This window comes from Campylobacter mucosalis, from assembly GCF_013372205.1.
Lineage (GTDB): Bacteria > Campylobacterota > Campylobacteria > Campylobacterales > Campylobacteraceae > Campylobacter_A > Campylobacter_A mucosalis.
On record NZ_CP053831.1, the window covers coordinates 251259 to 278002 of the forward strand.

Annotated in this window: 22 protein-coding genes and 1 tRNA gene; 13 read left to right on the top strand and 10 right to left on the bottom strand. The window is 33.4% G+C overall.

What is annotated here, in order from left to right; all coding sequences use genetic code 11:
* The 12 genes from CMCT_RS01325 to CMCT_RS01380 all read left to right on the top strand — a co-directional run bounded on the left by CMCT_RS01325 (nucleotide 1) and on the right by CMCT_RS01380 (nucleotide 10127).
* Nucleotides 1–591 carry a Tgt2/MlaC family protein gene (locus tag CMCT_RS01325; protein WP_034969088.1) on the top strand — a complete coding sequence of 197 codons (591 nt, stop codon included), beginning with the start codon at nucleotides 1–3 and terminating at the stop codon, nucleotides 589–591.
* Complete coding sequence (locus tag CMCT_RS01330) at nucleotides 588–3005, top strand: efflux RND transporter permease subunit (protein ID WP_034969090.1); 2418 nt, start codon at nucleotides 588–590, stop codon at nucleotides 3003–3005. The genes CMCT_RS01325 and CMCT_RS01330 overlap by 4 nt, the downstream gene beginning before the upstream one ends.
* Nucleotides 3002–4090 carry a nicotinate phosphoribosyltransferase gene (locus CMCT_RS01335; protein ID WP_034969092.1) on the top strand — a complete coding sequence of 363 codons (1089 nt, stop codon included), beginning with the start codon at nucleotides 3002–3004 and terminating at the stop codon, nucleotides 4088–4090. The genes CMCT_RS01330 and CMCT_RS01335 overlap by 4 nt, the downstream gene beginning before the upstream one ends.
* A 41-nt stretch (nucleotides 4091–4131) precedes the next feature.
* A complete protein-coding gene (locus CMCT_RS01340; RefSeq protein WP_034969094.1) occupies nucleotides 4132–5001 on the top strand; it encodes a menaquinone biosynthesis family protein in 870 nt (289 codons plus the stop codon).
* Nucleotides 5001–5267, top strand: a complete 267-nt coding sequence (fliQ, locus tag CMCT_RS01345) for a flagellar biosynthesis protein FliQ (protein ID WP_034969096.1) — start codon at nucleotides 5001–5003, stop codon at nucleotides 5265–5267. The genes CMCT_RS01340 and fliQ overlap by 1 nt, the downstream gene beginning before the upstream one ends.
* Nucleotides 5264–6037, top strand: a complete 774-nt coding sequence (locus CMCT_RS01350; RefSeq protein WP_034969098.1) for a UDP-N-acetylmuramate dehydrogenase — start codon at nucleotides 5264–5266, stop codon at nucleotides 6035–6037. Before fliQ ends, CMCT_RS01350 begins: the two co-directional genes overlap by 4 nt.
* A 6-nt stretch (nucleotides 6038–6043) precedes the next feature.
* Nucleotides 6044–6490 (top strand): hypothetical protein, encoded by a 447-nt coding sequence (locus tag CMCT_RS01355; protein ID WP_034969101.1) that lies wholly within the window; start codon nucleotides 6044–6046, stop codon nucleotides 6488–6490.
* A gap of 93 nt (nucleotides 6491–6583) precedes the next feature.
* Entirely contained in the window at nucleotides 6584–7642 is a 1059-nt protein-coding gene (recA, locus tag CMCT_RS01360; protein ID WP_034969103.1) for a recombinase RecA, read from the top strand.
* Entirely contained in the window at nucleotides 7639–8889 is a 1251-nt protein-coding gene (gene eno / locus CMCT_RS01365; protein ID WP_176324978.1) for a phosphopyruvate hydratase, read from the top strand. Before recA ends, eno begins: the two co-directional genes overlap by 4 nt.
* Nucleotides 8886–9170: a hypothetical protein gene (locus CMCT_RS01370; protein ID WP_034969106.1), complete on the top strand. Its 285-nt coding sequence runs from the start codon at nucleotides 8886–8888 to the stop codon at nucleotides 9168–9170. Before eno ends, CMCT_RS01370 begins: the two co-directional genes overlap by 4 nt.
* Nucleotides 9167–9985, top strand: a complete 819-nt coding sequence (locus CMCT_RS01375) for an AMIN domain-containing protein (protein ID WP_034969107.1) — start codon at nucleotides 9167–9169, stop codon at nucleotides 9983–9985. Before CMCT_RS01370 ends, CMCT_RS01375 begins: the two co-directional genes overlap by 4 nt.
* Before the next feature lie 51 nt (nucleotides 9986–10036).
* A tRNA-Ser gene (locus CMCT_RS01380) sits at nucleotides 10037–10127 on the top strand.
* Between the two features lie 895 nt (nucleotides 10128–11022).
* On the opposite strand, the gene CMCT_RS01385 is transcribed toward CMCT_RS01380, so the two are convergent.
* The 5 genes from CMCT_RS01385 to CMCT_RS01405 form a co-directional block, all read right to left on the bottom strand.
* Nucleotides 11023–12996 (bottom strand): DUF3732 domain-containing protein, encoded by a 1974-nt coding sequence (locus CMCT_RS01385; RefSeq protein WP_051654893.1) that lies wholly within the window; start codon nucleotides 12994–12996, stop codon nucleotides 11023–11025.
* A complete protein-coding gene (locus CMCT_RS01390) occupies nucleotides 12993–13469 on the bottom strand; it encodes a three component ABC system middle component (RefSeq protein ID WP_051654894.1) in 477 nt (158 codons plus the stop codon). The genes CMCT_RS01385 and CMCT_RS01390 overlap by 4 nt, the downstream gene beginning before the upstream one ends.
* Nucleotides 13466–14593 carry a hypothetical protein gene (locus tag CMCT_RS01395; protein WP_034969109.1) on the bottom strand — a complete coding sequence of 376 codons (1128 nt, stop codon included), beginning with the start codon at nucleotides 14591–14593 and terminating at the stop codon, nucleotides 13466–13468. The genes CMCT_RS01390 and CMCT_RS01395 overlap by 4 nt, the downstream gene beginning before the upstream one ends.
* Nucleotides 14574–17420 (bottom strand): SIR2 family protein, encoded by a 2847-nt coding sequence (locus CMCT_RS01400; protein WP_051654895.1) that lies wholly within the window; start codon nucleotides 17418–17420, stop codon nucleotides 14574–14576. Before CMCT_RS01400 ends, CMCT_RS01395 begins: the two co-directional genes overlap by 20 nt.
* 241 nt (nucleotides 17421–17661) lie before the next feature.
* Nucleotides 17662–18876: an ATP-binding protein gene (locus tag CMCT_RS01405; protein ID WP_034969111.1), complete on the bottom strand. Its 1215-nt coding sequence runs from the start codon at nucleotides 18874–18876 to the stop codon at nucleotides 17662–17664.
* Between the two features lie 413 nt (nucleotides 18877–19289).
* Between CMCT_RS01405 and CMCT_RS01410 the strand changes: the two genes are divergently transcribed.
* Nucleotides 19290–21848: an autotransporter domain-containing protein gene (locus CMCT_RS01410; protein ID WP_176324979.1), complete on the top strand. Its 2559-nt coding sequence runs from the start codon at nucleotides 19290–19292 to the stop codon at nucleotides 21846–21848.
* Nucleotides 21849–21932: 84 nt separating this feature from the next.
* Here CMCT_RS01410 and CMCT_RS01415 read toward each other — a convergent pair whose 3' ends face one another.
* From CMCT_RS01415 to CMCT_RS01435, 5 genes are read right to left on the bottom strand one after another with little or no spacing between them, the layout of a single operon-like run.
* The gene (locus tag CMCT_RS01415) at nucleotides 21933–22622 is read right to left on the bottom strand and encodes a response regulator transcription factor (protein ID WP_176324980.1); all 690 of its coding nucleotides are present in this window, start codon (nucleotides 22620–22622) and stop codon (nucleotides 21933–21935) included.
* On the bottom strand, nucleotides 22615–24231 hold the full coding sequence (locus tag CMCT_RS01420; RefSeq protein WP_034970573.1) for a sensor histidine kinase: 1617 nt from the start codon (nucleotides 24229–24231) through the stop codon (nucleotides 22615–22617). Before CMCT_RS01420 ends, CMCT_RS01415 begins: the two co-directional genes overlap by 8 nt.
* A 9-nt stretch (nucleotides 24232–24240) precedes the next feature.
* Complete coding sequence (locus tag CMCT_RS01425) at nucleotides 24241–24792, bottom strand: cytochrome c3 family protein (RefSeq protein WP_034970570.1); 552 nt, start codon at nucleotides 24790–24792, stop codon at nucleotides 24241–24243.
* 13 nt (nucleotides 24793–24805) lie between these two features.
* Nucleotides 24806–25186: a cytochrome c3 family protein gene (locus tag CMCT_RS01430; RefSeq protein ID WP_034970567.1), complete on the bottom strand. Its 381-nt coding sequence runs from the start codon at nucleotides 25184–25186 to the stop codon at nucleotides 24806–24808.
* The gene (locus CMCT_RS01435) at nucleotides 25180–26736 is read right to left on the bottom strand and encodes a flavocytochrome c (RefSeq protein ID WP_169753583.1); all 1557 of its coding nucleotides are present in this window, start codon (nucleotides 26734–26736) and stop codon (nucleotides 25180–25182) included. The genes CMCT_RS01430 and CMCT_RS01435 overlap by 7 nt, the downstream gene beginning before the upstream one ends.
* Nucleotides 26737–26744 lie beyond the last annotated feature (8 nt).

Genomic DNA, 26744 nt, shown 5'->3' on the forward strand with positions numbered 1-26744 from the left:
ATGAAAATTTTAAAGATTTTACTCTCATTTTGCCTTTTTGCAAATATGCTTTTTGCCCTATCAAAAGATGAGATAAAAAGTGTCGTTGAAGCAAAAACAGATGAGGCGATAAAAATTTTAACAACCAAAGAGCTAAGTAGTGAGCAAAAAACAACTCAGCTTTTTGCCATATTTGACCCACTTTTTGACTACAAGCAGATGGCAAAAATTAGCCTTGGTAAAAAATTTAACGCCCTTACGCCAGGCGAACAAGATGAGTTTAGCAAGGCATTTGAGCAAAAGTTAAAAGCCTCATATATCGACAAACTACTAAGCTATACCGATCAAAAAATCATCATAAAAGAACAGACCCAACCACAGTCAAATCGCGTCTTTTTAAACTCAGAACTAATTAGTAACGCAAACAAATATGAGTTTGTGTATAAATTTTATAATTCAAATGATAACTGGCTGATTTATGACATAGAGATGATCGGCGTTAGCTTGATACAGACGTATAGAAGTCAGTTTGCTGATATGCTTGAGAGTGCTGATTTTGCAACGCTTATGAAAAAACTAAACGAAACAGCACCTCTAAAAGTTGATAATTGAAACGAGCTTTTAAAATTTTACTAGGCTTTAGTAGGTCTATTTTAGCGGTTGTTTTTACGCTCACAATTGCGCTTGGCTACTTTAGCACGAAGCTAGAGGTTGATGCCTCTTCAGAAACTTTGCTGTTAGAAAATGACAAAGATTTAGCGATTTGGCGAGATGTTATAGATAGATACGCCTCGTCAAATTTTTTAGTTGTTACATACACTCCAAAAGATGATCTGTTTTCAAAAAATAGCCTTGAGCTAATTGAAAATTTAAGCAACGAACTAGCCAAAAATGAACTTGTACAAAACGTCATAAACATCACAAATGTTCCGCTTTTAAAAAGCGTAAAGGGCGGACTAACTGGCATACTAGATCACACGCCAACACTTAAAGATGCCGACATAAACGTTAGTTTAGCAAAGTTAGAGTTTGCCACAAGTCCGATTTATAGCTCAAATTTAATAAGTAAAGATTTAAAAACAACAGCAATAGTTTTAAATTTAAAAGAGGATAAAAAATATATCGAGCTTTTAAACCACAGAAATAGTTTGCTAAAACAAAACAGCGATCAAAAACAGCTAGAAAAGGTCAAAGATGAGTTAAAGGCTTATAGGGACGAGCTACGCATTAAAGAGCATAACGGGCTTGAAAATATAAAGCAAACCATACAAAAATTTAAAAATGAGCAAAATGAGCTATTTTTAGGTGGCGCACAAATGATCGCTGATGATATGATAAGCTTTGTAAAAAGTGATCTTTACACGTATGGCGTTAGTGTTGCTCTGCTACTTGCATTTAGTCTTTGGCTCTTTTTTAGGCAGATCATTTGGATTGTTTTGCCTATTTTTATATGCGTTGTAAGCGTGATTTTTTCAAGCGGACTTTTTGGACTTTTTGGCTGGGAGATTACGGTTATTAGCTCAAACTACATAGCTTTAGTGCTAATTATAACCATATCAGTAGTAATCCACCTAACCGTCACATATAGAGAAATTTACACAAAACACCCCAAATTTAGCCAAAAAGCACTAGTTTATCTAACCCTAAGAGATAAGGCAAGTCCTAGTTTTTGGGCGATTTTTACTACGATTGTGGGCTTTGCTTCACTTGCTAGTGCTGATATTAAGCCTGTTATTATGCTTGGCGTGATGATGAGTGCTGGAATTTTTATATCGCTTATTTTGGCATTTGTTTTATTTGGAGCGATACTTGTAAGTTTTAACAAAATAGCGCCCGTTAGGACATTTGAAAGTAGCTTTAGCTTTACTAAAAAATGTGCAGATTTTGCGATTTTAAAGCCAAAATTTGTCTATGTTGCGTGTGTTGTGTGCGTTGTGTTTGGGGCTTATGGCATTAGTCAGCTTAAGGTTGAAAATAGCTTTATTGGCTACTTTAAGAAAAATACTCAAATCAGACAAGGTATGCAAGTTATCGATGAAAATTTGGGCGGAACTGTGCCTGTTGATGTCATCATAAAATTTAAAGATAACAAAGAGCAACCACAAAAAAGCACAGATGAGTTTGAAAATGAATTTGAGCAAATTTCAAACGATGAAAAATACTGGTTTAATAGCTATCGCACAAGGGTTGCAGAAAAAACCCACGAATATCTAAAAAATAAAAATTTCGTAGGCTCTGTTGGCTCACTAGCTACTCTAACAGCCATTATAAGGGAGCTAAACGATGGCAAAGTCGATGACTTTTTGCTATCTGCGATGTATGAAAAACTCCCAAAACAATACAAAGACATACTTCTAAGCCCCTATGTAAATATTAAGGCAGATGAGCTTAGATTTGCTTTGCGTATTAAAGATAGCGATGAAAATTTACGCCGAGATAGATTTTTAAAAGAGATAAAATCTGAGCTAAATGAAATTTTAAAAGATGATAACGTAGAAGTTAGCGTTGTTGGTATGATGGTGCTTTATAATAATATGCTTTTAAATTTAGTAAGCTCTCAATTTGATAGTTTTGGCATCAGTGTTGCGATACTCTTTGTGCTGTTTTGTTTGATTTTTAAAAGCATCAAATTAGCTTTGATAGCTATTATTACGAATTTAATCCCGCTTTGCGTTTTATTTGGCACAATGGGAATTTTTGGCATACCGCTTGATGTGATGAGTATTACGATAGCCGCGATAAGCATAGGTATCGGTGTTGATGATATTATACACTACCTTCATCGCTTTAGACACGAGCTATCGTCAAAAAGCATTAAAGAGGCTATTAAAGCAAGTCACGCAAGTATTGGATACGCGATGTATTATACTTCGTTTGCGATATTTTTGGGCTTTAGTGTGATGATGAGTAGCAACTTTATACCAACGATATATTTTGGACTTTTAACTGATATGGTAATGGCTTTAATGCTACTTTCAGCACTTGTGATACTACCTAGACTTTTAATAGGATTTTATAAAAAATGAACGAAATAGAGCTAAAAAAACAAGGCAAGATAAAACGCCTAACAAATGCCACGTTTAAATTTGATGAGCGGATAAGAGAGGGTTTTTTTACGGCTGAGTATTTTTTAAAGGTGCAAAAAATAGTAACCCAAAATAACCTAGCAAGTGACGTTACTATGCAGTGGTTTACTCGTGTTGAGGGTGCTATGTTGTGTGGTATAGATGAGGCGATAGCACTCATTTATACATTTGCAAAAGAGCCAGAAAGCCTTGAAATTTACGCTTTAAATGACGGCGATATCATTAGCTCTTGTGAGCCAGTACTAAAAGTAAGAGGCAAATATGAAAATTTTGGCTTTTTAGAAAACGCCATAGACGCTGTTTTGGCACGTAGAAGCTCGGTTGCTACAAACGCTATGCGGGTATTAAAAGCAGCAAATGGCAAATGTGTATTCTCTATGGCTGACAGGCAAGATGACATTGCTACGCAAATTGGCGATGGATACGCAAGTTTTATAGCGGGTATTACCAAAGTAGCTACCGACGCACAGGGGCTTTGGTGGGGAGGCAAAGGCTCTGGGACTATGCCACACGCACTCATACAAATTTGCGGTGGCGATATAGTTAAGGCTTGTGAGCTTTATTTACAAACCTTTAAAGACGAGCCTATAACGGCACTTGTTGATTATAACAACGACGTTATCACAGATGCTTTAAGGGTTGCACGTGCGTTTGATAAAAAGCTTAATGCTGTAAGAGTAGATACATCTAAAAATTTAATAGATAGGTATTTTTTAGATAAAGACACTAGCGGTTTTGATCCGCACGGAGTATGCAAGGAGCTTATTTTTGCACTTAGAAATGCACTGGATGAAAATGGTTTTAAGCATGTTAAAATCGTTGTTAGCTCAGGATTTGAACCTCAAAAAATAGCAGAGTTTGAGACGCACAAAACGCCAGTTGATGTTTATGGCGTGGGTAGCTATCTAACGCAAAATACAACCTGCGGTTTTACAGGCGATTTAGTAGAGTTAAACGGCAAAGATGAAGCGAAATTTGGACGCAAAAATATAATATCTAAACGACTAGAAAAAGTAACCTTTTAACTTTAGTAATTTTTAGCTAAAATACGCCAAAAGGATAAATTTTGAAGCATTTTAAACAAATTGATGTCGCACACTCACCAGACGCTGACGATATTTTTATGTATATGGCTATAAAATTTGGCTGGGTTAGCTCAGAGTGGCTTAGATTTTTTAACACCGCACTTGATATACAGACCTTAAACGATGAAGCATTAAAAGGCACATACACTGCCACAGCGATTAGTTTTGCACTCTATCCGCTCATAAAAGACGACTACGCACTTTTACGCACGGCGGTTAGCTTTGGTAATGGCTATGGGCCAAAACTTATAAAGAAAAAAGGCAAAGTTTTAAAGCGAAATTTCAAAGTCGCCCTTTCAGGAAAACACACTACAAACGCACTTCTTTTTCGTATCGCATACCCTGATGCTCGCATAGTTTATAAGAATTTTTTAGAGATTGAAAACGCTGTTTTAAGTGATGAGGTTGATGCTGGTGTGCTTATACACGAGAGTATTTTAGAGTTTTCAGACCAGCTTTGCGTCGAGCGTGAAATTTGGGATATTTGGTGTGATTTGGCTGGAGAGATACCTTTGCCACTTGGCGGTATGGCGTTACGTAGAAGTTTGCCATTAACTGACGCCATTGAAACTGAGCGAGTTTTGACCGAGGCTGTTAGGATCGCGACCGCACACAAGCCATTTTTATCGCATATGCTAATGGAGCGAAATTTAATCAGAGTCGATAAGCAAAAACTAAAAACCTATCTAAATATGTATGCAAACGAAAGCTCAATCACAATGGACGAAACGGCGATAAAGTCTCTAAACGCTCTATTTGAGCTAGGCTATAAGCATAAATTTTACCCTGAGCTTTTAGACGCAAATGACTTTTTTATACCCACAGAGTATAACAAAGTAAGGTTTAGCTAATGCAAAGCACACTCGTTTCGCTTGGTGTTGAAACATTTAAGGTAGCCCTTTATTTAAGCCTACCAATGTTGCTAAGTGGGCTAATTGCTGGTCTTTTAATCTCTATCTTTCAAGCCACGACACAGATAAACGAAACCACGCTAAGCTTCGTGCCAAAAATCATCTTAGTTGTCGTAGTCATCATCTTTTTAATGCCTTGGATGGTTACGATGATGAGCGAATTTACCATAAAAATGATAGAGATGATACCTGAGTTTATAAAATGAAAAAATTGGTTGATTTTTCAAAATTTAGCTCAGTTAAAATCGGCGGAGTTTGTGAAGTTTTTGTGATAGAAAATGAAAATGAAATCCCACAAGATCACGTAATCATCGGCGGTGCAAACAATATTTTACTCTCATCAAATCCACCAAAATTAGCAATGCTTAGCCAAAATTTTGACTATATAAAATTAAACGGCGAAATTTTAGAGGTTGGAGCAAGAACAAAGAGTGCCAAAATTTACAATTTTGCAAAATCAAATGACATTGCAAACTACGAATTTTTAAAAAATATCCCTGGTACTCTTGGCGGATTAATCAAGATGAATGCCGGACTTTTAGGGTTTAGTATAAGCGATAATTTGCTTGAAATTTTAACTCCAAATGGCTGGATAGGGCGTGAAAATTTTGCATTTAGCTATAGGCATAGCGGGATAGAGTGTGCGATTTTAGCCGCTAGGTTTAAAATCTCAAATGGATTTAGCCTTAGTGCTTCAAATGAGTTTGAAAATAAGCGAAAAAATCAGCCAAATGGGGCTAGTTTTGGTAGCTGTTTTACAAACCCAAAAGGCGATTTTGCAGGGCGTTTAATAGAGGCTGTGGGACTTAAAGGGCATATCATTGGTGGTGCAAAATTTAGCGAAAAACACGCAAATTTTTTAATAAATTTTAACAACGCAACATTTGATGACGCAATTAGCCTTATAAATCTAGCAAAACTGCGAGTATATGAAAATTTTGGCATAAATTTACAAACTGAAGTCGTGATACTCTAAGATAAAATGCAACAACTTTTAACAGAACTTTTTACAACTTTTATAGTTTTTATGTCCATTGTCATCTTTGCCGTGTATAAATCAAAAAAAGAAAAAAGCCAAAATTTAAAGGAATTTAGTGATTTTTTTGGCGTATCTGGAGATAGTTTTATTGAAATTTGTAACAATCTAGCCAAAGATAAAAAGATAAAAATCATAAATAAAAATATGAGTGTTAGCGAGTTTGTGAGCGTTTTGGGCGTAGAGAATTTTAAAACCCAAATAAAAAGCGATGAAATTTTAGATCAAAAATCAATAAGCGAGTGTGTAAAAGCTCTAAAAGAGCCACTGACACTTGGAATTTACGCGTTAAAGGATGGCGATTATTACGCATTTTTGCTTAATAAAACCGAGCTTTTTGTGGCAATTAACCTAGCTAATAACCTAGGCGAAAGTATTATCTTTTGCGATTAAAGTCTGATTATAAGAGATAAAATTTTACCCAAAAACAGCATTTATTAAATTTTTTTTAGATAAAATCAAAAGAAATTTCTAACAAGGTAAAATATGGACGCAGAAAAACAAAAAGCCCTTGATTTGGCTTTAAAACAGATCACAAAGGACTTTGGCAAAGGTGCGATGATAAAGCTTGGTGATAAGCAAGTTGAGCCTATCGATAGCATACCTACAGGCTCGATAGGGCTTGATTTAGCACTTGGGATAGGCGGTGTGCCAAAAGGTCGTATCATTGAAATTTATGGACCAGAAAGCTCTGGTAAAACAACTTTGACACTTCACATAATCGCAGAAGCCCAAAAAGCTGGTGGAACGTGTGCTTTTATAGACGCAGAACACGCTTTGGATGTTAAGTATGCTAAGAATTTAGGTGTTGATACGGATAACCTTTATGTTGCGCAACCAGACTTTGGCGAACAAGCACTTGATATGGTTGAAACTATCGCTAGAAGTGGAGCTATCGATGTTATCGTTATAGATAGCGTCGCAGCCCTTACTCCAAAGAGCGAGATAGAAGGCGATATGGGCGATCAGCACGTTGGACTTCAGGCAAGACTTATGAGCCAGGCGCTTAGAAAGCTAACTGGCATCGTGCATAAAATGGGCACAATGGTTATTTTCATAAACCAAATTCGTATGAAAATAGGACAAACAGGATATGGCACACCAGAAACTACTACTGGCGGAAATGCACTTAAATTTTACTCATCTGTTCGTATAGATGTTCGCCGCGTGGCAACGCTTAAGCAAAATGAAGAGAGCATAGGAAACCGCGTAAAAGTCAAGGTTGTAAAAAACAAGGTTGCACCACCATTTAGAGTTGCTGAGTTTGATGTAATGTTTGGCGAGGGGATTAGTAAAGAAGGTGAGATTATCGATTATGGCGTGAAACTCGATATAGTTGATAAAAGCGGTGCTTGGTTTAGTTATAAGGCAAATAAACTCGGACAAGGTCGTGAAAATGCAAAAGCCTACTTAAAAGAGCATAAAGACGTGGCTGACGAGGTAATCTCTGCAATACAAAATTCAATAGGCTCAAGCAATCTTTTAAGCGGTGGCAAAGATGATGAGGATGATGAGGACAAAAGCAAAAAAGGAGATGACGAATGATCTATATCGAGGACGTAAGAGCAGTAGAAGTGCTTGATAGCAGGGGCAATCCAACAATAAAGGCATACGTAACGCTAAGTGACGGCACAAACGCAGAAGCTATCGTGCCAAGTGGGGCAAGCACTGGTAAACGCGAGGCCTTAGAGCTAAGGGACGGCGGTGCTAGATACGGTGGCAAGGGCGTTTTAAACGCGGTTAGTAATGTAAATGAAAAGATTGCTGAAGCTATAATCGGACTTGACGCATTTAATCAAAAGGCTGTTGATGATGAGATGTTAGCACTTGATGGCACGGATAACTACTCAAATTTAGGTGCAAATGCAGTCCTAGGCGTATCTATGGCAGTTGCCAGAGCAGCTGCAAAAAGCCTAAATATCCCGCTATATCGCTATCTTGGCGGTGCAAACGCAAGTGTATTGCCAGTGCCTATGTTTAATATCATAAACGGCGGTGCTCACGCAAATAACAGCGTGGATTTTCAGGAATTTATGATAATGCCATTTGGATTTGAGAGTTTTAGCGACGCTTTACGTGCGGCAACTGAAATTTATCACAAGCTAAAAGCCATTTTAAATAAACTTGGACACAGCACAGCGGTTGGCGACGAGGGTGGATTTGCTCCAAATTTAAAGGACAACGAAGAGCCAATTGTCTTAATAATGCAAGCAATCAAAGAGGCTGGATATGAGGCTTCAAAGCAGATAAAACTAGCCCTAGATGTGGCTTCAAGTGAGCTTTATAAAGACGGCAAATACGTAGTTCAGGGCAAATCGCTAAGTAGTGATGAGCTAATTGAATACTATGCTATGCTTTGTGAAAAATATCCGATTTTTTCAATCGAAGATGGTTTAAGCGAAGATGACTGGGATGGTTGGGAGAAACTAACACAAAGGCTTGGCGGTAAAATTCAGCTTGTTGGCGATGATTTGTTTGTGACAAATGAGAAAATTTTACGTGAGGGCATACAAAATGGCGTTGCAAACGCTATTTTAATCAAGCCAAATCAAATCGGCTCAGTAAGCCAAACAATGCAAACCGTTCGCCTAGCCCAAAGAAACGGCTATCGTTGCGTGATGAGCCATAGAAGTGGCGAGAGCGAGGATAGCTTTATAGCGGACTTTGCGGTAGCACTAAACACTGGCGAGATAAAAACCGGCGCAACTAGCAGAAGTGAGCGAAACGCAAAATACAACCGCCTTTTAGAGATTGAGTTAGAGAGCGATGAGTTTTTAGGAAGCAACATTTGAGCGAAATTTTAAAGGAGTATGATGAGCATAAAAATGCAAAATTTTCATACTCCATTAAGAAATTTACTCGCTATACGGTCGTCGTAGCCGTAGTTATAATGCTTGGTGTGTATTTTGGTAATATGATGTTTGGTAAACGCTCTTTGGATGTTATGCTAGGACTTGCTAACAAAAAAGAGCGGCTAGCCGAAGACGTAGAAAAGTTAAAACGTTACAACGCTCAATTGCAAAAAGAGTATTTTGAGCTAAAAGAATTAGAACCCCAGAGTGATAAAAGATGAGAATATTTTATTTATTATTTATATTTTTTGGACTGCTTTTTGGTAGAGAAAACCCGTTTTTACCGACATCTGAGCTAAATACTAGTGTTATGAGCACGAATTTAAAAGATAGCTTTGAAGAATTTCATAAACAAGAGATAAATTTTCCAACTAACGCAAATTTGCTACTAGATGTATCGTTTAGTTACAGGGTTGATGACGGAAGCATAAAGCATAAACGCATTGATATAAATAAAACCATCGATAAAAACGCCAAATACATTCTAATAAAAGAGCAAGCACCACAAGAGATGGCTAAAAATTTAGACGTGTCAGTTACGATACCAAAGCCAGTAGCACAGGATATAAACATCACAAAAGATACGATAAAACGAGATACAATAGCTCAAATAGCCGTCCCAAGTGTGACGCACATAGATTTAGGGGTAAATGCTAAGAAACAAGATGTAAATATCTCTAAAAAGAGCAAAAAAACGGAGCTTGATGTAAAATTTAAGAGCAAAAATGAGATAAAAAATGACGTTAAATTTTTAAATTTTATAGACTTTAAAATAGATGATTTACTGATGAAAATCAACACAAAAGATAAGGTCATAAAACACTTTGCGTATGATAAACATAAGATTGTTATTGACTTTAAGCAACCCCATACAGCCTTTAAAACAAAAACGATAAAGCTGGAAAATAAGGCGTTTAAAAATGTAACTATCGGATGGCATAAAAATAGCTACCGAGTAGTAATAGAGCTTAACGATAGATACAAATATACCCTAAAAAATAGTGATAATGGGTATGAAGTGGAGCTTAAAAAGTAGTTTTAAGCAATAAATTAGCTTTTTTTGATATAATGCCACTTTTATTTTCTTGGACAGATGGGTGAGCGGCTGAAACCACACCCCTGCTAAGGGTGCAGCTCTTAATCGGGGCTCGAGGGTTCAAATCCCTCTCTGTCCGCCACTGCTTAAAGAATTACAGAGAAACTACCAGTAAGTTATAGCAAACAACTCCCGATTTTAACGATATTTTAAAAGATTTTTCTATAAAATTACAGCAATAAAAAGAAAGATAAAGAAAGGTCTAGCAAGTATTTTTATGCTGACTTTTTAGCTGACTAATCCATAAAAACAGCAAAAATTCAAAAAATAGTCAGCAAAAACCAAAAAATTAAAAGGGTGGAAATGCCTAAACTATCAGCTCAACTAACAAAAATTTAAAGCCAAAAGTCAGGGTGTATTTTGTAAGTGATAGCGATACCTTGCTTATAAAATAATGCCAAATGGTTCAAAAATTTTCATCTATAAATTTAAAGACCCATAATAAATGAAAGCTATAGGGAAGCGAAATGAGCTTAAAAAACGATAGTAAGCGGAGAATATATAAAAGAGAGTGGAGCGGATACATTTAAGGCTGTATTTGAAAATTTGTTAAAATTTCATCTAGGACATATCTTTGATATTTGTTTTTTAGATTTAAATTTAAAAACTCTCTAAAAGACATGGTGTTTAGATGATATTTTACTACCCTTCTACTTAGATCGGCTCCATTTATATCAAGTTCCAAGTTTGATCTATTATGGTTTTATATGAGATGAGCACTTTTTATTTTATGTATCTCATCTATTAAATGCTCAAAGTCTAGCGCAAACTCATAAAGAGATGTGGCCGTAAAGACGGGACTTTTTACCTACACCACGTTGCTCTAATATTTTTCTTAGATAGTTTTATTATTCGTTGAAAAATATTGTCAAATTTATCTATTCTTTTATTTAGATTGATATATGCATTTTGCAATTTTAGATTTTATTTGTTGAATTTAATATATAAATTAAACTTTTTATAGTAATAAAATTGCATTAATTAATAAACCCTTTGTTGCGCCATCTTCTGCCATTAACCAAATCTTCAAAATTTGCATTACTAAGTATTAATTTGTCTGCATGTTCCATTATGATAATTTGTGGATTTATGCCGGTTTGCTCGTATGTATTTTTACAAAAATCAACAAGTTGATCAAATAAATTAGTCACGGCTCTTAAGTCCTCATCCACACTATCTTTCTTTTCTCCGTTGCCAACCTTTTTGGCATCAAAGTCGGTGTCAATATCTTTTGCGGGAAAATAAACTTGGCTTGGCTGATCTAAAAATAAAATGGGAGGAACTATTGATTTATCCCCTAGGCTACAAAAATACTTATGCATAGATAAAAATAATGTAATATGACTATATAGCCAATTTGCACCACTTCCCATAGAACGTAAATAAACCTTGTTATGATTTCGTTCGTGCCAAAGCTCAAAATTTTCTAGAGAAAATTTTAGGTTTATGGGTTTATAAGATTCTTCAAAATCGAATTTAGAGCCAATTTCATTCATTGTTTTTTCTATAAATTGCGTAGCTTCTCTCATATTTTTTTCTACATTAAAGTTTGTTAGTAATATTTTTTCAAGTTCGCTAATTCTATTTTTGATATCTTGTATCTGCTTATCTATATCAAAAGTGATTTGGTTTAATATGTTCTCTAGCGTGGCTTCTAGTTTTAGTTTTATTTTAAGCGCTTGTTCTTGCAGGCTTCTATTTCTAGCCAAATTTAAAGATATGTCTTTAATGCTTTTAACTCTTGATTTTCTGCTTTTTATTTCAATATCTATTTTATTTATACTATCTTCAATGTCTTTCTTGTCTGATATAAATGAGCTTATTAAGTATGTAGATTTTGCAAGCTCCGTATTTAACCACTCTATTGCATCAATTAGCTCGTTTGATTCTTTATAAATATTATCGTTATATGTATGACAAAATGGGCATTTAGATATTTTTATAGACACAGCATTGTAGTTTGATAACTCCTGTATAGTATTAAAATATTCTTTCGTGTTAGTAGTAGAAGAATTTATATCCTTTAGCCTAGATTGCAACAATCTTTTATCTGCATACAGTTTATTGATTTCGCTTTCAAGTCCATTCAACTCTTCTATGCTAGTGTTCGACTCATAGTCAACAATTATACTTACGTTGTTTAGTCTATCTAATGTGTTTGCCGGATCTTTTAATATATCAACAGCACTATCTTGTAATAAATGGTGATTTGTTAATATAAAATACTCTTTTAATAGTCTTTCTATAGCATCTGTGTTTTTACTATTTTGCTCCGCTATCTGAGGTTGTTTGCCTTGTAACACTTTGAGTTCTCTTTGTGCTTCTGATAGTTTTTGTTTTATTATAAAGTAATCTTGATTGACAAAACCTGCAAATATTTTAAACTGCTCTATAGTCTGTTCTCTTTTTTCTTTTTCGTCAAATCTATAAAACAATGAATGATTATTGGCTATTAAATTTTGTTGTTGTAATAGGAAAGAAACAATATTTCTAATGGAAGGTTTTTCTTTTTTTCTTCCACGGATATCCTTTGACATTAAGCCTTCGTCTGTATCATCTATATTAAGTCCAAAATATTTTCCGAGATTGTCCTTAAAATCGTTTAAAGACATAAAATATTTATTATCAAAAAATTTAGCATTAATAGATTTTATATCTATGGATTCGGATGTATTTTTTAAAAACGCCCTGTTGTCTGCCGGTTTTCTAGCGGTTATTAAGTAATTATCTTTTATTTTTAAAACTAAAAAATAAATATCTGCTCTTTCAGTTATAACTCCATAAGGTATTGCAGACTCACTACCTCCAAAACAGTAGTCAAATATAGAGATAATCGCACTTTTGCCAGAAGATGATTTGCCTGTTATGATATTTACTCCTTCAGCAAATTCAAGATAGTGCAAGCTTTCATCTTTATCTACAATCCCTATATATTTTACATATCCTCTCATAGTTCATTAACTCCTAGCATTTTATATATGGTAACAATGTCTAAATCTTTAAAAATATTATGCAGTTTGCAGCAAGCATTATGTGCATCCTTTAAATTATTATGTATGCTTTTGCTTGGTTTTATAAATTTGACAGACAAATCACTTTCTATAAGTAGCATTCCGTTATCTATAGCATACTGTATGCAAGAATTGGTTAAATCCTTGTACCTTTTAACTCGTATGGTAAGTCCAAATAGATTTTTTCTCTTGTCCTTATCTCTTGTATTTGCAAAAGTATATATAGTACTGCTTTTTTTGGAATTTTTTATATTTTTTCTACTAATATCATTTAGAACAAGTGGTAGGACAAGATATGCTAAAAGTATATTTTTAGGAGTTTGCGGTAATTTTTCATAAAAAGATACAATAAGCGGTGTAAATATAAAAGAGTTATTATTTAGTCTATAAATACTATCTATAAAAGTGCTCATTTTAGCTTCCAAACAATCTTTTTATCATTTTTGTTACTATCATCATCTGCCATTTGATGAACCATTCCGTTTTTAAAGCTAATTGTCGTATCTCTAAAATTTAAAAAATTTGGAGAATTCATAGCCATTATATCATCATAAAAATCCTGAGAATCTTTAGTTATACGCAACTGATCGCAATTTCTACTAGCCTTTCTATGTTGTGCCTTGTATACTTCATATATATCGCTTTGATATTTTTCATAATCCGAAGGCTCAAATGCATATTTAGCAAGTTCATCGCTAATTAATTTTGTTGAATATAAAAAATCGTGTATAGCATCAATTTTTACATCATAGTATTCTATGTCTTCAATTTTTTTAATAAAAGTATGACTATCATACTCTAAATTGTCTATTTTTTGCCTATCTATTTTTATGTTTGGAAAAGTAATATCTTTAGCCATCATATTATTTGCTATATTTTTTGCTCTTTTTTGAAAATCATCATATTTTATAACCCATTGATTTAATACTTTTGATGGTTCTAATATATATCCAAGCAAGGCATTTATAAAGTCCTCTTTTTCAGAATGTGCTATTGGATACGCCGCCGTATCCAATAGTTTTTTATATATCTTATCAGACTTTTCATATGAATTAATTATCACAAATTTTGATAGTAAATCCAGCAGTAGCTCTTTTCTTGACTCATCCATTACGTAGTTTAAAAGTTCTTTTGTGGTACTAGATTGGTTTTGCTTTGATATAAAATTATCATAGATTAGTTGAAGTATATTATACTTTTCATTATTGCTCTTATCGTTCCATCCATTTAGGTATGTATTACTTGACATATCTTGCGTAGTTAGCAAAATAAGATTTTTATAGCTTGTAATTTCTCTATTTTTCATCCAATTTTGTAGCGTTTTCCAAAAATTATGATCAAGGTCTGTTAGACTACTACTATAGTCTTTAATCTCTATTTGTGTTATATTTTCATCACTAAAAATAGTAACATCGCCATATTTTTCTATATATACACTTTCCCCATCAGTCATCTCAAAGCATTTTTGAAGTGCTACACAAAATTGGAATAAAAATCCGCCAACTTGCTTTGTTGCATCATTTGCCATTTTGTTCATTTGTTGCTTCCTTACTTTTTTCATTAAGCAATTTCTCTATATCTTCGGCTGCGCTTATTAAAGCAATATATTGATTATCTCTTTTTATTGTCTCTATGTCATTTATTAGCTCTTTTTTTAATTCCGGCATAATACTATTTGCAAATAAAATAAATTTCAGCTCTAACGTATATTTGCTTATTTTTGTATTTGCATCAAGAAGTTCTTTTGAATATTCTATTATTAGTTTTTGTATATCTTCCGTTGATATTGGATAAAATCTTATTAAAAACGAAGATGTAATTAAAATTTGTTCTTCTATGTGATATTGTTTTAGACTACTTATAAAATTTTTTATTTTATGTATATTATCAAATTTTTTATCTTGATTTATTAGTATACTAAACATCTTAGTAAACAATTGAGAATTATCTGGTGCTGAAAAATTGTGATAGTTGAGTTTGCCGAACATAAATAACTCTATCCATGAATATATAGTATCTTGTAAATTTTCTACATCAATATTTTCTTTATTTAAATAATATTGATTGACAACAAACATATTCATAGACTCATATTCATTTAGTGTTAAGATGCCACTCCTTAACATATCATTAAATCTATCAATAATTCCTTTAAACGTATCTTTGCAAACTTTAATTTTTGAAGACATAATCAGAAAGTTATTTAAAAACTCAGTATCGTTATTGAATGCTATTTTGCCATCCAATCTATCTATAATATTATCAAATATTTGCAAGATAATATTTTTGTTATTATTATCTAGATTATCGATTAAAAACATATTATTGCCAAAATATCTATTTAAAATATTTTTTAATTCATTACTTTTGAAATATCTAATAGCTCTAAGATATATTAAATTCCCTAAAAAATTATTGTTTACTAAATCTATATTGTCATCTTTAATAAAATTTATTGAAGGGTGCATAAGATACAAATTATTTTGATATTTTTCTTTATTCTTAAGATATATTAATCCTATTCCAAAATATACAAGAAGTGTGTTTACTGCACTTTTATATACTTCCTTGACAGTATTAGAAAATTCAATTGTTAAGCTATAGCTATTTATAAGTGTATCTATTTGATACAATAATGTTGGCGTTATTTCTATTTCATTGTTCAAGGATGAGCCGCCTTTTTCATATAAAAAATAATCATTTAAAATTTTCATTTCCACATTTTTAATATCTATTAGCATCTTATTCAAAGTTGCATCCAAATTTACTAGAGGACTTAAAACTATCCTATGGCTTTTTGGTATTTTTAATATGGACTCTTGTAGATCTATTTTCCTTGCTTCCTCAAGATAACTTTCTATAAGTTGGTCTCTTTCCTTAGAATCCGTATAATTAAATACACATTTTGTTTTATTAAATTCACTAATAAACCAAACTTTATAGTTTTTATTTTTAAATGCATTTTTTGATACTTTCTTTAAAGTACTATAGTACTCCTCAAATTGACCATTTTGATAAAGCAAAAAAGCTTTTCTAAGCTCTTTTTCATCACTCATATTATCATCAAATGAAATTTTAGTGATTTCATTTTCTAAGGCTTTATAGTCAAATGCGAATAGGTGATTGTGGATTGCTTTATATTCTCCTTTCGACTCTGACGTTTTACATATTTTTAGTCTCGTTCCATTCAATACTTTTATTGCTTCTTTAGTAAATTCTTTGAAGTTATTGATATCTATTTTGTCGCTATTTATAACTATTTCATTGTTTTGTTGATCATAGCAAATTTCTTTACTCTTATATAATCCAAAAGCATTACGCATTATATTAACAAATTCATTAGGCAATATATACTTATAGTCATCAAAAATGCCAATCAACTCTTTAATAGTCTCTGCGAAGTTATTTTCTTTATTTTTAATAAGCTCTAAAAATGAGTATAGTTGCTTACTTTTTTCTTCATTAAATAAAGTATTGGCACTGGATGAAATATCCGTATAATATAAAATAAATATATTTTTATTTTTATAATATTCAAATTCTTGATAATCAAATTTGCAGCCTGTTTTTATAAAATATATAGGTTTAATATTTGCGGCTTTGGAATTTACCCAAGATATGATTTGGCGTACATTGTAATCACTCAATGAATACCCCAACATTACAACTACATTTGTTGAAAATATACTTTTTATATAGTTGTAAATCAGTGGAAATTTTTCATCATATAACAAATAATCACTTTCCTTTAAAACTATATTTTTATTATTAAAATCTCCATGCATTTTTATAAATTTGGCAAAGCCACTACCACATCCCATGTCTTTATCACACGCAATAGTATCAAAAAATACACCTTCATCAGCAATGCTCTCTTCAAACATGCTATCCCAATTTGTAGTGATTAAATTACGTAAATTTAGATTAACAATCTTTCTATGAATTTCATTTGCTTTTAGTTTGACCGGTATTAATTCCATCAATGCTTCATAGTATATATTTTCACCGTATTGGTTATAAAATATTTCGGCCAATTTTAAAAGGTCTGTTTCTTTTGTTTTATTGAATTTTTTTAATTTTTCCCTGATATTATCAAATATTGAGATATTAGTTGGGTTTTCTGTAGTAGATTTTATATACTGATTAAAAGAATTTTCAATTAATTTCAACAAATCTTCTTCATTAACCTCTTCTAATTTATTCAATCTTTTCCTTATATTTTTTTCCAATCCATCAGCCGTAGGCGCACCAGATGCCACACTTACACCAGCGCCAGCAAAAATTGTTAAAAAATTTTCATTTTCTGCTTTTCTGATATTTTGGAGAGATTCTTGTAAAAAAATATTATATTGCTCATTGTTCATATTGGTTCCTTTATTAAGAATTATATCGAAACATAGAGTATTTTTCACATACATGGCTTCAACAACATCAACAATTTATAATATGGACATAATATGTCTTAATGCTACATATTTGTATTTAATCCTGTTTTTAGCTATAAAAGCTATCTTTTTTGTTAGCCAGCTGAGCCAATGTGATGTCTTGCTTACGCTTTTAGGTTGTTTTGCAAGCTCATTTTTGGCGGACTGTTTATGCTCTTGTTTACTCCATCCATCCAAACGGCAGAGCAAACATATCATTATCTATTTTTAGCACACTATCTCCAGTGTAAAATACGACACCTTTGTCAAATTTGCCTTGCAAATTTTGCTTTAGATGATAGATGTGTTTAAAGCTATCCTTGCTTATTGTTTTTGATGATTTTACTTCAATAGCAATGACTTTGCCTGAAATTTCAAGGATAAAATCAATCTCCTTTTGATCGCTCGTGCGGTAGTAATAAATCCCAGCTGGTTTCTCGCAGCTTGCATTTGCTCTTAACAGCTCATCAAATACAAATGTCTCATAAATCGCACCTTTAAAACTTGAAGCATTAAGCTCATCTGGTGATGTTATCTGCAGCAGATGAGTCAGTATGCCAGTGTCTGTAGCAAAAATTTTAGGAGTTTTTACGAGCCTTTTTAGAGAGTTGTTAAAATATGGCGCAAGCTTACAAAGTTGATATGTGTGCTCTAGGACGCTAAAATAGCTATCAAAGGTTTTATTATCAAGCCCAGCCTCCGTGCAAAGCTCATTTTTGTTAAAGATATTCGCACTTCGCAACATACAAAGGCGGTACATTGTGATAAATTTATCCATATTTCTGATGTTGCCAAGCTCCTTGGCATCTGACTCGATATAGGTTCTAATATATGAGCTAAACCACAGATATTTCGCCTTTTGCGAAGTGATTTTAGCAATCTCTGGATAGCCGCCATCTATGATCTTTTGTGCCAAATTTTTATCCTCATAAGTTTGCATAACAAATTTGTTTAAATCGCTATTTAGCAAAGCGATCAAATTTTCATCTTTACCGCTCAATTCCTTTTGCGAAAAGCCGTAAAGCTCGACTATACCGATCCTACCAGCAAGAGAGTCAGAGATTTCTTTAAAGCCTTTTAAATTTGCTGAGCCAGTAAGGATAAACTGCCCATTAATTCTGTTTTTATCCACAAACTCCTTGATTGCCACAAGCAGCATCGGCACCCTTTGGATTTCGTCAATTATGATTGGCTTTTTGGCGTATTTAATGAAACTTTTTGAATCGTTTTTTGCTGCTTCGTAAATGCTTATATCATCGAGAGTTATGTAATTTGGTATGTCTAAATTTAATGCCAAAGTTGATTTACCAACTTGCCTTGCACCGCTTATTAACAGCACAGGAAAATTTTGCATATACTCTTTTATATCATTTGCTATAGCTCGTTTGATATACATCTTTAATCCTTTAATATTTAGGAGTATGATACTATAATTTATATAAATCAGATATAAAATAAGCATTGAAATCAAAAGCTTAATTATTCATTTTGTAGCTGACTTCAACCCCTCTATGTTTGCCATTGAATATGATAAAGTATGGTAAAAATTTACAATTCAAACTAGAAAATTCAGACGTAGAGAAATTGGTGCATAGAACTTGAGCAATGCACTACTTGGGCTTATAAAAGAGCAGATCAAGTTAAAAAAGAAACTAGATTTTAACAAATTCAATTATATTTGCGCCATTTATATATGTTTTATAGCCCATAATTTTGTAAAAACATCATCAAATTTCACTTTTCAAGTTGCTTTAAGTGGGGGGGGGTAAAATATCATTGTGATTTCTATAATAATTTAAGGAGTTAAAGATGAAATTTTCAAAGATTGCGTGTGTTGCACTTTTAAGTGCTAGTATATCTACGGTTGCGTTGGCTCAACAGCAGCAACCAAGACAAACAAAACTAGAGCTTTTAGAAGAATATAAAAAAGATGAAGCAACTAGAACGGCTGCTTATGATACAATTATCAAAGCTATAAGCGAGCTAAAAAGTATAGGTTACAATAATCTAAAGGATTGGAGCGGAGAAAAGGGCACTAATGCCGATATAAATGCAAAAATTTATGGTGAATTAGAAAAAATACAAACAGCAACAAAAAGTATCAAAAATACTCAAAAGGAACTTAAAGTAACAAGTGACACTTCAACACTTATAATCTCTCAAAATGGAGATATAAAAGTATTTATAAATGGTAATGAAAACACACAGGTTAAAGGTAGTGGTGGCGACAATGACCCATTAGTTATTAGTCTTGAAACTTTTGCAAACACCAATAAAGACAACATACAAAAGATGTTTGCAGAAAACAACGAAGATGTTTGGAAGGCATTTTTAAAAGAATTTAAAACACAACATCAAAAAGAGCAAGAGCTTAGACTTAAAGCTATAGATCAAGCAGCATTAAGAGTTGTGCGAGATAGTTCTGCTGATCAAGTAACCAAGCCTGATGATAGATATTCACTATTTATTGCAAACAGAAGTCTTGTAGAAAATGCTGCTAATAAAAATTTACAAGATAGTCAAGAGACACTTGAAAAAGCTATGAAGGCAGTTAATCAAACCATAAAAAATGTGGATACCAAAGTAGTAACTCTGCTAAGTAAAGACATTAAAAAGATAGGAGAGCAAGAAAAGCGTGTATCAGATATACTTAATCAGATAAACACGGCAAAACAAAAACCTAAAAACCAAGAAGGCAACATAGAAAAAGCAACCGCACTAAAAGCAGCTATAAAGGAAGGTGTAAAACTACAAACTAAAACTGTAGATGGTAGAGATCTAACAATAGCAGACATTGACGCAATTTATAATGGTAATAGTCATTTAAAATTAAACGAATTTGATAACGGCAATGTAAAAGATTTAACAGGAGATGAAAATAAAGGAAAAGTTCTAGATGCACTTTTAGGCGATATTGCACAAAAAACGGGTGCTGCTCATATAACAAATGAAGCAAAAAAAGAATTAGAAAAAATCTCAGATAAAATAGAAGCAGAAAAAGTAGAAGAAGCAGAAATTGCAATTCAAGAGGCAAAAGGAGTTATAGCTAAGTATGCAAGCGAATCCGCAAAAGCAACCAGCGACGAAGGCATCGCAAATGCTAAGTCAAAGGCTCTAAATACAGCTATAAAAGATAAAAAACCTAGTGATGAAATCGCAAAAGCCCAACAAGAACTAAAAAACGCAGCTAATGCTCGTGCAACAGGTGTAACAAAGGTTGCAAACCTAGAAGAGAAACAAGGTGAAGTATTAGGATCATTTACTGATACTGTCTTAGCAAATGATACTGTAAAATCTATAGTAACCTCATATAATGCAAAAGAACTTGCTGATACTGCAAAAGCACTAAACACATCAATAGAGCAAAGCCAACGATCACAGAACAAAGGTACATCTACTGATATCATAATGTTTAATACAGGACTTGCTACAAACACTCGCTTAGCAAAACTATCAAACCCATTTAATGCAGACCTAGCACTAGCACAAGCTATTAATGAGCTAGAAGGAGAAACATTTGCTGATGCTGGTGATAGTCTATCAAGTGTAATAAAAGAGTATACAAATAGATTTAACCATGATAATAACCTATGGGGTAATATCTTTGGTGGTAAAGGTAAAATAAAAGACTCTGCTAATCCAAGCATTTGGGGTGTAACACTAGGTTATGATAAAGCATTTGATAACACTATAGTTGGTGGATTTATCAACTATGCAAAAGTACAATCAAAAGATTCACAAGTAAGAAGTGAATCTGATAACTATAGCTTTGGTGTATATTCAAGAAGCTACTTTGATCAAAGCGAGATAGATGCTAAGATTGGATATGGCTTTGGAAGAAATGAACTAAGCAGACATGCAATGGATTCTAAGATAGGTACTTCAACAGGAAAGTATGATAGTAAATTCTTTGATGTAGATGTTGAGTATGGTTATGTATTTGGTTTAGGTAATGCTATGTTTATTAAACCTATAGCAGGTCTATCATATACTCATATTAAACATGATGGCTTTACAGAAGATGGTAATGTTCCTGCTATATTTGGTAATACAACTCTAAAGACACTAAAAGCAAAACTTGGTAGTGAGTTTAGAGTATATACTGATAATGCAGGCTACTTTTATATAACTCCTGGTGTAGAAAGAGAACTTAGTAAGAGTGCAAATGACCTTAGTGTAAAATTTGTAGGTTCTAGTAAAGATGTAGTGTTTGATGCTGATAAGAAAAAGAATACATACATTACTCTTAAGACTGGTGCTGAGTTTAAGATTACAAACAATCTAAGCACAAACATTAACTTTGGTGCAAAAGCTAAAGCAAAAGAGCAATACTATAATGGAACACTTGGAGTTTCTTATAAATTCTAAGATACATACAATAAGTATGCATACAAACATACAATAAACATACATACATACTAAACAGCTAAGACTTAGGTCTTGGCTGTTTGGTTATGGAACTTCGCCTATTTTATATCCTACACTAGAGATATTCTCAATAATATTTTGATCAGTTTTTAGTCGTATCTTTTTGATTGCCATTCTTAAAGCCTCATTGCTCATGCTCTTTTCGCCCCAAACGAAATTTTCAATCACTTCATAACTTACGACTTTGTCAAGATTGCTAACAAGTAGAAAAAATAGCTTTGCTTCAATCTTTGTTAGGACTATAGCTTTTCCGTCTTTATATAACATCCTCTCCCCTAAATCATATTCATAAATATTCCTAAATTTTATTCGGTTTTCATACAAATTTTTAGTTGCCATTATGATCGTAGTTTGCAACTCTTCAATCTTAAAAGGCTTTCGTAAATAATTATATGCCCCAAGTTCAATACTAGCAAGTATATTTTCACTGGTATCATAAGAAGTAATTATTATTGATCTAACATGAGGAGCACGTTTTTTAATCTCATCAAGCATTTCAAGTCCGTTTAAATTTGGCAAATTTATATCAGTTATTACAATATCAAACTCATCTTTAAAATAACACTCAAAGCCCTCTAAGCCATCCTTTGCACTCACTAGCTTTTTGCAGTAAAACTCAAGCGATTGAGTGATAGCAAGGCGTGTATTTTCATCATCTTCAACAAGAAGTACGCTAACGTTTGCAAGCTTTGAGAGAACATTAACATCAAGCATTTATATCCTTTAAGATAGTAAGTGAAAATATCGTAGGTTTTGCGCTTTTTACAAGCTCTAAATCACCACCACATTTTTTCTGTGCGATGAGCTTTGAAACATATAGTCCAAGCCCACTACTATTTTTAGTGCTTAAAAATGGTTTAAAAATTTTATCTTCAAAACCACTTTTTATGCCATCAGCATTGTCTATGATACGTATTTGAAAATATTGTTTACACTCTTTTATAGATACAATAATCTTTGGATTACTTACGTCACTATATTCGATTAATGCCTGTTTTGAGTTTTGTATTAGGCAAGCAATGATTTGTTTAAACTCATTGATATAATTGTTGCAATTAAAATTTGTATCTTTTTTAGCAAGCACTTTTATGTTTATTCTTGAATGCTGCGAAAAAAGTATAAATATTGTCTCATCAATCGCGGTTTTGATGCTAAATTTTTGTGGCTTCTCCTCAAATTTATAAAAATTTTTAAACATATTCATCGTATTTGTCATATAGTCTATATTTTTAAGCGATCGATCTATATTATCGTAAAAAACATCATCGCTAAGTCGTCCTAACTTTTTAAACTGAACTAAATTCCCAAGGAATATTCCAAGCGAATTTAGCGGTTGTATCCACTGATGTGAAATTGCGGCTATCATTTGTCCAAGTTCTGCCATTTTTGTTTGCGAAAAAAGCAAAATTTCATACTCTTGTTTTGTCTTTTTTAAAAGTTGGTTTTGTGACTGGATATTTTTATTGTAAAAGTATCCAAGAAAAATGAATAAACAAGCACTAATTGCATAAATAGCAAAATTTCGTAAAAACTGCTCATTTATCTTATTATAGATATCTTTTTTAAGTGTTGTTGCAACTAGGATTAACTTAGAATTTGAAAGCGGTATTGTGGTAGTTATATGCCATGCAGTATCATAGTGTAGTGCTTTTTGCGTGCTTAGGTTGGCAATTTTTGGCTCCAGGACATTACCTTCAAAGCCCTCGTTTGGATGTAATAGTATGTTTTGTGACTCATCTATTAAAAATATATATCCACCATTTTCTAGTTGCAGATTTAAAATTTCATTTTTAACATCACTAAATGAAAGTATCCCGCATATTACACCGCGTGTTTTATTATCATGTTTTATTTGTTCACAGATAGAAATTACTGGTACCTTTAACCCTACGTCCATATATGGCTTAGTTACATAGATGTCTTTGTTCTTTAGCGTATTAATATACCATGGGCGAAGTCTTGGATCGTAGTTGATAGGACGATTAAATTCCCTACTAGATATAGTTTCCCCGTTTTCGTATCCCGCATAAACGCTTGAGAAATTTGCTATAGCTAGACTTTGTGTTAAAATATTTTTTATAGTTACTGCGTCTATTTGAGGGTTAAATTTGGCAGCCAAAACATTTATGGCCTGTAAGCTACGTTTTTTGTTTTCAATCCAGCGTTCCACTCGCTCAGACGAATTTTTTAAAATACTTAGTTGCTCGTTTATCAAAATTTCTTTAACAAACGAGCGATTTAAGGCGTAATTACTCGCCATAAGCGATAGAAAAATGATAGAAAATATTACAAAAAGTTTGTTGTTGTGTAAATTTTCTACCATTAATCTCCTTTACCACTTGCCAACTGGTGGATGTTTTATCTCATAAAGTGTTTTACCAAGGTTTTTGTGTCCGACATTTTTATGACAACTTACACAACTTAGCTTATTCGCACTCGCATCTTTAAATTTAACATAGAGTGCGTGCATATCATCTATGTTTTTATTACTTGAATTTATATCTAAAATTCTTTCATGACAGCTTAAACAACCACTATCATATACAAATTTCTCACGATTTTTACGGTTATTTAGCCAGTCATAGTCTTTAGCATCGTTTGTGAGCATGTATGCCACTTCACTAACTCCGTTGGCTGCTTTTTTAAAGACATATCCTATATAACTATCGTGTGGCAAGTGACAATCAACACATTTTGCCTTAAAGCCATTTTTATTAGCTCCGCCATGGACACTGCCATGATACGTTGTTACCATAGGATCCATCCACTCGTGACAAATCGTGCAAAATTTATCATCACTAGTCGAATGAACCAGTGCATTTCCACCAAAAAACACAACAAATGCAAATGCCAAAAGAAGGCAAATTTTAACTAAATTTTTCATCTTATCCTCCTTTTTATGGCACCAAAAGTTTTTTCATACTATCTTGTGAATGACACATAACACAGTAATTCTTAGATTGCTTGTGAGTGCTGTGGCAAAGATTGCAGTCCATGTTTGGATAGTGCGGACTTGCATGAACATTATCATCATAACCCAAATGACCGCTCTGCTCTGCTAGTTTTTCATAGCTTTTATGACAACTTAAACATTCACTTGTGCTTAACTTTTTGTACTCGTTTGGATTTTGTTCTTTATGGCAATTTTTACAATCAAAGTGAAGCTTATCATGAGCCACAAACGGATAATTTTGCTTATTGTATTTAGCATCATCTGCAACCAAGTTTATACTAAAAGCAAGTAATAAAATAGCAAAAATTTTTGAAATTTTTAGCATTTTTTCTCCTTTCTAGCCAACATTGCTGCGTTTTTGCCTGCAATTCGACCAAATACAATACAATCAGGTATCGCACAGCTTCCAAGACGACTAGCCCCGTGTGGTCCTCCAACAGCCTCGCCAGCAGCAAATAGTCCCTCAATCGGCTTATCGTTTATGTCAAATACGCGAGCTTGTGTATCGATTTTTACACCACCCATCGTGTGATGTACTTTTGGTATGGCTCGCCACGCATAAAATGGTGGCTTAGTAAGATCTGGCACAATGTCTTTAAATTTAAAAAATGGCTTATTAAATTCTTCATCTTTACCAGCACGTGCGTATTTAGTATAGTCATCGATAGTCTTTCTTAGACCATCATAAGGTATGTTATAAAATTTTGCCAACTCTTCTATATTGTCAAAAACTTTAATAACACCTTTATGAATTCCACGCTCGACATTTGCTTTTGTGGTACCTTGTGCACCAATACTATCACAAATCACAACTGGATGCGTTAAAGAACCATCAGGATTTTTATGTATCGCAAAGATTGCATCTGAGCGGATACGGCGGTCTGCTAATTCATTTACAAAGCGTTTTCCAGTTCTAGCATCAACCATAACGCCATAACTAAACGCAGGTATAGCAAACACAGGTGCGATACCAAAGCCTAGCTCATCAGGGCTACCCCAAGGTCCAAGCTGAATCCAGTTTAAATCAACAGTTTGAGCACCATTTTTCATCATAACTTTAAGTGCTTGTGCAGTTGCTCCGTAGTGATTTGTACAGTCAAGATCAGGAGTTAGAGCCTTGTCAATCTCTTGACGAAATTTTATATCGTATGCAAAACCACCGGTCGCCATGACTATGCCACCATTGATCTTGTAAAATTTAACATCACCACTTTTATTTTCGCTCTCATCTTTGCTTTTATCAAAATCAAAGTCATAGTTCTCTCTGACTTTTGCACCTATTATTTTACCGCTCTCATCACGAATAAAATCATCTAGTATAACCCTTGTGCGGATAGTCGCACCATGTTTTAAGGCATATTCTTGAAGTGGTATAGTGATCTTGCCACCTGAGTTAATCTCTGGCCAGATTGTTCTAGGTACGCTATGACCGCCAAATTGACCTAAAGCATCACGGTAATAAACGCCCTTTTTAAGTGTCCATTCATACGCTTCATTACCGCCTTTAGCAATAACCTCCACCAAGTCCATACGATTTAAGCCCATACCAGCTTTTAAAATGTCTTTAACGTAGAGCTCGTAAGAGTCCTCAACACCACGAGCTTTTTGAAAGCTAGAATTTACTACCGCAAATGCACCGCCATTTATAGCTGAGTTGCCACCAAGCACTGGCATTTTATCTATCATAAGTGTTTTAGCACCGTCCTCTAGTGCCTGACAGGTAGCAGCCGATCCTGCAAAGCCAGAACCCACAACCAACACATCCCACTCTTCATCCCATTTTACTCCACCATCAGCAAAGACGCTTGTAGGCGTTAGTGCTGCAGCTTGGGTAAGTAGAGCAAGAGTGCTTAAAAATTCCCTTCTACTCTTCATAAAATCTC